This is a genomic window from Novosphingobium sp. (assembly GCF_036820275.1).
Classification (GTDB): Bacteria; Pseudomonadota; Alphaproteobacteria; order Sphingomonadales; family Sphingomonadaceae; genus Novosphingobium.
Genome location: NZ_DAISLT010000029.1, coordinates 5,556 through 13,309 on the forward strand (window position 1 = coordinate 5,556; position 7,754 = coordinate 13,309).

General features: G+C 59.1%; 7 protein-coding genes and 2 pseudogenes. 2 read left to right on the forward strand and 7 right to left on the reverse strand.

Going from position 1 to position 7,754, the window contains the following annotated elements:
• Positions 1 to 443, forward strand: a pseudogene (locus V7066_RS19820) (glycosidase); the annotation flags it as partial.
• 81 nt (positions 444 to 524) lie between these two features.
• Here the strand turns inward: V7066_RS19820 and V7066_RS28815 are convergent.
• From V7066_RS28815 to V7066_RS19850, 7 genes and pseudogenes are all read right to left on the reverse strand, one after another.
• Positions 525 to 708 (reverse strand): annotated as a pseudogene (locus V7066_RS28815) (tyrosine-type recombinase/integrase); the annotation flags it as partial.
• Positions 709 to 914: 206 nt separating this feature from the next.
• The gene (locus V7066_RS19825) at positions 915 to 1,454 is read right to left on the reverse strand and encodes an HD domain-containing protein (protein WP_334184704.1); all 540 of its coding nucleotides are present in this window, start codon (positions 1,452 to 1,454) and stop codon (positions 915 to 917) included.
• Positions 1,455 to 2,552: 1,098 nt separating this feature from the next.
• A complete protein-coding gene (locus V7066_RS19830) occupies positions 2,553 to 3,260 on the reverse strand; it encodes a spermidine synthase (RefSeq protein WP_334184705.1) in 708 nt (235 codons plus the stop codon).
• Positions 3,261 to 3,303: 43 nt separating this feature from the next.
• On the reverse strand, positions 3,304 to 3,609 hold the full coding sequence (locus V7066_RS19835; protein ID WP_334184706.1) for a DUF6481 family protein: 306 nt from the start codon (positions 3,607 to 3,609) through the stop codon (positions 3,304 to 3,306).
• 89 nt (positions 3,610 to 3,698) lie between these two features.
• Entirely contained in the window at positions 3,699 to 3,905 is a 207-nt protein-coding gene (locus V7066_RS19840) for a cold-shock protein (RefSeq protein WP_334184707.1), read from the reverse strand.
• Positions 3,906 to 4,648: 743 nt separating this feature from the next.
• Positions 4,649 to 5,239: an OsmC family protein gene (locus V7066_RS19845; protein ID WP_334184708.1), complete on the reverse strand. Its 591-nt coding sequence runs from the start codon at positions 5,237 to 5,239 to the stop codon at positions 4,649 to 4,651.
• Positions 5,240 to 5,267: 28 nt separating this feature from the next.
• Positions 5,268 to 6,173 (reverse strand): hypothetical protein, encoded by a 906-nt coding sequence (locus V7066_RS19850; protein ID WP_334184709.1) that lies wholly within the window; start codon positions 6,171 to 6,173, stop codon positions 5,268 to 5,270.
• A 329-nt stretch (positions 6,174 to 6,502) separates the two neighbouring features.
• On the opposite strand from V7066_RS19850, the gene V7066_RS19855 reads away from it, so the two are divergent.
• On the forward strand, positions 6,503 to 7,754 hold a 1,252-nt coding region (locus tag V7066_RS19855; protein WP_334184710.1), incomplete at its 3' end, for an alpha/beta fold hydrolase.

The window sequence follows — 7,754 nt, forward strand, 5'->3', positions numbered from 1 at the left end:
AGGGTGCGGATGGTCTCTTCAGGCTGTTCTATGAATATGCGAAAGACAATGCCTCGCGGGTCGGTATGGCGGTGGGGCCTTCCGTAGAGGGGCCGTGGACCGTTGCCGACGACCCCTTTCCCATCCGCGAAGACAGTTGGGACAACTGGCATCTCTCGACCGGGCCGATTGTCCAGCAGAGCGGGCGCGACCCGGTGATGTTCTACAATGGCGCAACGATGGATGCCCGGTGGCGGATCGGCTGGATCAGCTTTGCTCCCGATTTCAGCAGGGTGACCGGTCGCGGGCTCGAACCGCTCATTATGCCGCCCCCTGCGAAGAGCCGAGATGCAACGGACATCGCCTTTGCGGCCTCTTGCCTGACGGTTGGAGACGCCATTTGGCTTTATTATTCGCTGGAGGACAAGATTTTGCGGCGGGCGCTGGTGCGCAGCTACCCCTAACTGAAGGTCTGCAAACATGCGCCTTCTCAAAGTACGGCCCTTCCCAACCTGCCGATCGTGTATGTCACCAGCCATAGCGAACCCGCTAAGCTTGCTATCGATCGCGAGATCAAAAGGGACTGTCCCGGACTCGTCCCTGCTGATCGAGCACGAAATGGATCGCCCATGTTTGATGAAGTTTGAGCGCTCGCTTCGCACCTACATTGCGACCGGCGTTCCATGATATCCGCTCGCGAGCGGCGGGATCAAGCTGTGATAATCCCATGACATATCTCTGGTCGCCCTGACGGCCAAAGGTAAAATGCTTCGGAGCAGGCGCGACCCTTCCCGGTCGCTCAGCAGCCAATTATGCGCTCTCAGGTGCAGACGGTCTTCAGCCGCAGATGGGTGAGATCGCCGTGTTTGGCGATGAATCCGTAGGAAGCTGAGCTAGTTGAGAAATTCGAAGCACTGGCAATAGAACAGATCACTTCACGGACGGAAGCCTATGCTCGTCTTGGCATCCTCGATCAGTGCCATGGCCTGACGATACAGGTTGGGATTGCCTTCGGTCATGACGGCGAGGACCTGCAGCTTTTCGCGGAGATAGACCTTGGCGAACCCAGGACTGCCCACAACGATTGATTGCGTGTTGCTGATGAAATCGGCGAGTTTCACGGTTTGTGCTTCGGGTGAGATGGTGCCGAGGCGTACAGCTTCCGCAGCCTTGCGTGCAGCGCGGTTGCCTTCATGGCACTGATCGGTCAATTCCATAACCAGCGCAGCGACGGGTTCTCCGAACTCGCGCGCGATGTCCTCTCGGGTTGTTGGGGTATCCTCGATCGTATCATGCAGCAGCGCCGCAGTCAACATTTCGTCAGTGTGCGGGATGCTTCGGACAATCTCCATCACTTCAATGGGGTGATTGATGTAGGGCTCGCCTGTGTACTTGCGTCGGTGATCAATGCTGTTGTGAGCGTGCGAGGCGAACTGCAGCGCTTTCGACACCAGTGGTGAGAGATCCTGAGACATGTTGGACGCTTAGCAGATATTCTCGAGGGGGAGAAAGTTGGTTCCCGTATCAGCCACAAGCCCGGTCGTCTCGATCACGATCCAGCCACGAACTACAACCCGGGTCACAAACCCGCAATGGCGCCACGCGGACAGCGCGATGAGCCCGGTAATTGAAATGGAAGGCATCGGCGAGAGCGCCGGATCCAGATGACAATGATGCCGCCCAGCGTGCCCTGTAGTGGTTCGCCCCTTATGAGACGCTCAGCGAAAAGATTCCGGCCTCCAGGTTCAGACCGTCCGGTTCCGGCAGCTCGCGACCAGCTTAGGAAGTTCCAATGTATCTGCGGCGATGTCAGATCACGCCGAGATCGGTCATTCACAAGTTTGGCAGCTATCGAGCAGCCCAACTGCGTTCATAATTTCTCAGAATCCCTCAATTGGACAGCTTTCGTTAAAAAATTGTACTGCGAGTTCGCGAGTTTTTAGGTAGTATCGCATGGTTGGCGCCACGGTTTGGCTTGCCGCAAGCAACTCGACCGACATAGCGCCCGTTAAGACGACCCAGTCTTGCCCCGCGGCCTACTGAAAGGCCGCGGGGGCTATTTTGACAGGATCGGATGTCGTCGCGGCGAGATATTATCCGGTTTAGCTCACAACGCGTAATGGCGGTACAGGCCGGTTCGTCCCACTCTGAATGGCGACTTTTACGGCGGCAAGTTCATCCAGGGAACCGGTCAGGCGCGTCTCGCCGAGTTCAATCCCGTGCTCGCGCCCGGTGCGCTGTAACTCTCGCAAACATTCTTCCGCCTCGTGGCTGTCCAGCCTTGAGAGCAAAGCGGCCAGAAGGTGGCGTGTCGCGAATTGCGCGCCCTCGAATTCGAGGACTACACGCTCCAGGTTCGATACTTGATCGTCTATCCGTCGTCCCATGTAAGCTCTCGCATCCAGCGTTTACCCATTAGCGGCGTTGCGACCCGGCTTATCAACTCCCTTTGTAGGCACGCTAGCGCGTCTAGAGCATTAGCTTGGATTAACGTTTTGTAATTCCGGCAATAGCTTCTGAAGGAACGCGTAACCGACAATGAGGGCCGAGCGATCCTTGCAACGGTCATCGTGCTAGGGGCGCTGAGCGAACAAAATGACGTATTCCAGCTCATCGGCGTCCGGCATATCGTCAGCCTTGGCCTCAACAGGGACTACGGTTACGACAAAGCCGGCCTGTGACAACAGATTGGCAAACTCCATATCAGGCGAAGCTGACCATATCGCCAGAATTCCTTCGGGCTTCAGTGCATCCATTGCCGCTGCAAGGCCCTTGGGGGAGTAGAGCCAGTCGTTCATTCGCCGGGTGAGCCCTTCCGGGCCGTTGTCCACGTCGAGGAGAATAGCGTCGTAGGCTCCATATGCCGCGCTGATCAGCACGGCGACATCGTCCTGGACAAGGTGAACCCGGCGATCATCAAGGCAACCTGCGGTCCAGGCATGCATTGGTCCGCGTGCCCAGTCGATGATTTGCGGAACGATCTCTGCGATCGTTACACAGGCATCGTCACCGAGTGCGGCAAGCGCAGCGCGCAGGGTAAAGCCCATGCCATACCCGCCGATAAGCAGCTGCGGATCGGTACGAACACCGAGGCGCTCGCACGTCATCCGGGCCAAGGCTTCCTCCGAGGCATGAAGATCCGTGCTCATCAACTCGTGCTGATCCAGCAGAATGAGGAAATCATCGCCATTTCGGACCAAGCGCAAGCGGTCGCCGTTTGGCACATGCGCAACGTCGATCAATTCGTCTTCGGGAAGAAGGTCGGACGCTGACACGCTCACCGGTCGGCACCGTGAGCAAGCGCACGAGATGTCGACATGGAGATTATTTGCTGCGTGCTTTGCGTGCGGCATAGCGCGCATCGCGGGCTGCCTTACGGTCCGCCTCGGTAGGCGGCGCGGCGGCGGCTGCGAGTTTAGCCTTGAGTTCCTTTGCCTCTTCGCGAGCTTGCCGTGCCGCTCGCTGCTTTTCCGCTCGCGCTTCATCTCTGGCCTTCGCCTTGGCAAGGCGCTCGGCCTGAACGGCAGGGTCGATCGGCGGCTTGGCCTTCAATCTAGCCAGCGCTTTGGCTCGCGCTTCCGCCGCGGACTTTTGCCGTGCCTCTATGCCCGGCTCCTTGTATCCTGCCATCAAGCTTTCCTTATTCGCTGAAGTTCAGTGGTGGCGAAGAAGCATGCCTTTTATCACGCTTCCTCGCAATTAATGCTCGGCGATCGAAATCAGGCCGACTGGAGATTGACGGCGGAGGTCTTTCCGCGACGATCCGTCTCGAGTTCATACGATATCCGCTGATTTTTCTCGAGCGTGCTCATCCCGGCACGTTCCACGGCCGAAATGTGGACGAAGGCATCGTCGCCTCCGCTTTCCGGAGCGATGAAGCCGTAACCTTTGTCAGCGTTGAAGAATTTTACGGTTCCAGTAATCATTGATGCTTCCTTGTCCGCGTTACGGAAAAAACTACGCCAACGCGGCATAGTGCGCGCTTTTGCAGCACCTAAAGGAACAGGGTAGCCATGAAATCGGCCCATACTCGTTTAGGACGACATCAGCCTGTTGTCGGTAGCACGCCTTCTGGCAGGATCCCAGTGTTAAGCAACAGACTGAATTTCAGACACGAAATCTGCTTCACGGTCGGTCAGTCCCGACCAAGGAGCTGACGAATCAGTTCGACAAGGTGGGTTTCGTTGTAAGGCTTGTCCAGGAATTGGTCCCGTTGGGACAGCAGGCTCTGTTCAGGAGCGATACGACCGAAGGTGATCAGAATTTCCACTAGCGGCCAGAAATTGCGAATACACCTGACCAAGGAAAGACCATCTGTCGAAGAGTTCCTCAAGAAGAGAGGATGGCTCTAAATAGTTCAAGCATGATTTCTTCTATAGGGGGGGGGCGATCCACCAGACGAAATAGCGAAATTCAGGCGAGGATCACGCATGTCACGTGGAAATGTCCTGGTTCTAGTCATAATCTGACGTATCAATGATAGGCCGATTTCGGGGGGCGATCGGCCTCTGCAGCGGCCGCTTTGTCCCCAGGCCCTGCCCATCGCACCCGACCCTTTGTTACGATTCAAACGCCTATATTAGATCCTCAGGTGTGGACAGTAGATTCCGGCGATTACCGAGAAGGAGTGGCCGTGTGCCGCGTATGAGCGGCCCACAGCCAAGAATTTTCACGATAGGGCCTCCTTGCTATCAACATCGATGACTTCGATGCGCCCATTCATGCAAATCGGTTGCGCGAGGTTGAAGAAATTCGGGGAGGTTTTCATGACAGCCTCGTGGATGTCTCGGAACTGCTCCGTGCTGCCATTCCCAGCGAGGCGGACGGTATAGTCGAGTTGCCGGTAGCCTGGAGGCACCGCATCGTCGAGCCCGAGGAAGCCACGCAGGTCCAATTGTCCCGAGGTTTCGATCTCCAGCATATCCAGCTCTATGCCACGCACAGCCGCCTGCGCCACGTAGCCTACGGTCATGCAGGCATTGAGCGCGGACATCAGGAGTTCCTGGGGGTTAGGTGCGCTGTTCGTTCCCAGCAGTTCCTCTGGCTCGTCCGCCACGATCTTGAACCGACGGTCAATTCGCTTGCCCGCCATTTCGTAGCTTTCGATCAGGGATTCGCTGCGCGTGCGTCCAGTCCAGCGCGTCTTGACGCAGAAACCGACACAGCCCTGGTCTGGGTCCGCCTGAATGGCAGCGGCAACCTCACTCAGGGCGGTGAGGTCGATACCGTTGACGATCGGATTCTTGACGACATTTTCCATGGTACTTTCCCTTCTATTTATTGAGTTTTCAGCAGTAAGCGGGCGCGATCTCGTCCAACCGATCGATGAAATCGGGCGAGAGCCTGGCAAGCGTCTGGCGAAATCGTGGATGGGCCATGCCCGAACCCAGGAAGGTCCAACGCGATGCCTGATACTGTTGCCGGGTGAGATCGTCGCGAGCGGCAGGGGGCAGTGCTCCGACCCGCCCTTCCAGCACGGCGATGTTCATTTTCGACTGCTCGACAAGCCCGCCGTCGAGGAAGCGAATGATATCGAGATAGCCGGAGAAGCCGGCCTCGATGTCGGCAGCGGCTAGATTCTCGGCCAAGGCCTCCACCATCAGAGCATCGATCCGTGCGTGCTGCGCTTCCTCCATCCAGTGATGGCGCAGCAGGCTCTTGAATCGCGCTTCGATCTCGCGATCGCCACGCACGGATTCGAGGTAGTGGGCCTGCGTCATCCATTCGATGTGCAGGATGGCGAGAGCCACCGAGAGCGGCCGATGCGCGAGGACGGCGCGTCCGATGTCCTCGGCCGGCCCGATCACGGGGCAGTGCTCGCTAAAGCCGCGCGTGAAGGTTGCCGCAAAGCGCCGGAACAGATGGATATGCTTCGCTTCCTCTCCTGCGAACTGCAGAAGCGCGCGGACGCGGTGGTCGTCGCCATTCAGCAGCGGGCGGGCATGATCGAGCACGAAGGGAAGGATGAACTCCTCCACCAGCCCGAACAGGGCCAGATATTCGTGCCCCCGTATCTGGTTGAGCACCAGGCACTCGCCTGACGCGAGGCCGGAATGCGCGGTTCGGGCCAGCGCTTCGGGGAGGAACGGGCGGCTGAAGTCAAGCTCGGCATCGGGCGGCAGCACGTCGTCGAGCTGCCAGGTTGCCCGCTGCGACGCTGCGAGCACACCGTCGTATGAGAACGTTCGGTACATGGGGATTGCCTCCGGTAATGGGCCGCGCCTGCGGTCAGGCCAGCACGATCGGGCCAACGGCCGTGCTGACGGCGAAGCTGGAAGTCAGCGCCGCGAGCACTGCGAGGGCAAAGCTATGTGCGAATGCATGGAGAGACTTGTTCATGAGTATGTGCCTTTCACTCTAATCCCGCTGCCCTTGATTGGGCCGGTGGGATCCTTGTCGGGCCCCAGCGTGGGAACCGGCGTGGAAGGCGGCGTGGAAATTGGCGTTTGAAGCCGCATCTGATAATTTACCACGGCAAGGTGGCGCAGGTGGGGCGATCGGCAGCGCGACCGATGGAGGGTGGATGAAGGAGCGGATTGCCCTTGATCTCGTCGGTCCCCTGGTGCTCAGGCGCGAGGGGCAAACGGTGTCGCTTCCGTCTTCACGCAAGACGCGGGCTTTGCTGGCGTATCTGGCCGTCGCCAACAGACCGGTCCGGCGCGAGCACTTGTGTTCGCTGCTGTGGGAGGTTCCCGACGATCCTCGGGGTGCGCTGCGCTGGAGCCTCTCCAAGCTGCGTCCGCTGGTCGACGATGCCCATCGTGTCCGGCTGATCGCGGAAGGAGAGAACGTATCGTTGGATGGCTCGGATATCGAAGGGGGTTGGTTCCGCCTGCGCGAATTGGCCGGCGCCGATGTCCGCACGATCAAGGCCGAGTTGCTGGAGGCCTGTATCCCGCAGGAAGGAGAGTTCCTCGAAGGCGCCGAAATCCGCGCCAGTGAGGCTTTCCAGGCGTGGCTCGTGGCGATGCGCGAGGATACGCGGCGCTGGCAGGTGACGATCCTGCGCGAACTGGTCGGACGGTTTGCCGAGCAGGACGAGAAGCGTACGCAGGCCCTCGCACTCGCGCGTCGCTGGTGCGAGCTTGACCCTTACGACGCTCTTGCCCGTACCGCCGTGATCGACCTGCTGCGTTCAAGCGGGCGCGTGCAAGAGGCTGAGCAACAACGCGGAGCGGCAGTAAGAGCGCTCGATGCGGCAGAGATCATCATTCCAAACGGACTGCGCGGCCCGATCGGACCGGCAGCCGGAACTACTGCCGTCGCGCCCAGCGAAGCGCTGTATCAACAGGTGCGTTTCTGCACGGCAAGGGATGGCACCGGCCTTGCCTATTCGAGCGTCGGGAGCGGCCCTCCTCTTGTGAAGACGGCCAATTGGCTCAACCATCTCGAACACGATTTCGACAGTCCGGTGTGGAGCCACTGGATCCGGAATCTGGCGCAATATCGCACCTTGTTCCGTTATGACGAGCGGGGCAACGGACTGTCCGACTGGAATGTCCGCGATATCGGCTTCGAGGCTTTCGTCGACGATCTTTCCAGCGTGGTGGATGCGGCTGGGTTGGAGCGCTTCGATCTGTTCGGAATTTCGCAAGGGTGCAGCGTGGCGATCGCCTATGCGGTCCGCAACCCGGAGCGGGTTCGCAAGCTGGTACTCTACGGAGGCTATTCGCTGGGATGGGAACTGCGCGACACGCCCGAAGAGGTGGCGATGCGCCGGGCCATGATCACCTTGACCGGGACGGGTTGGGGCCGGAACAATGCCGCGTTTCGAC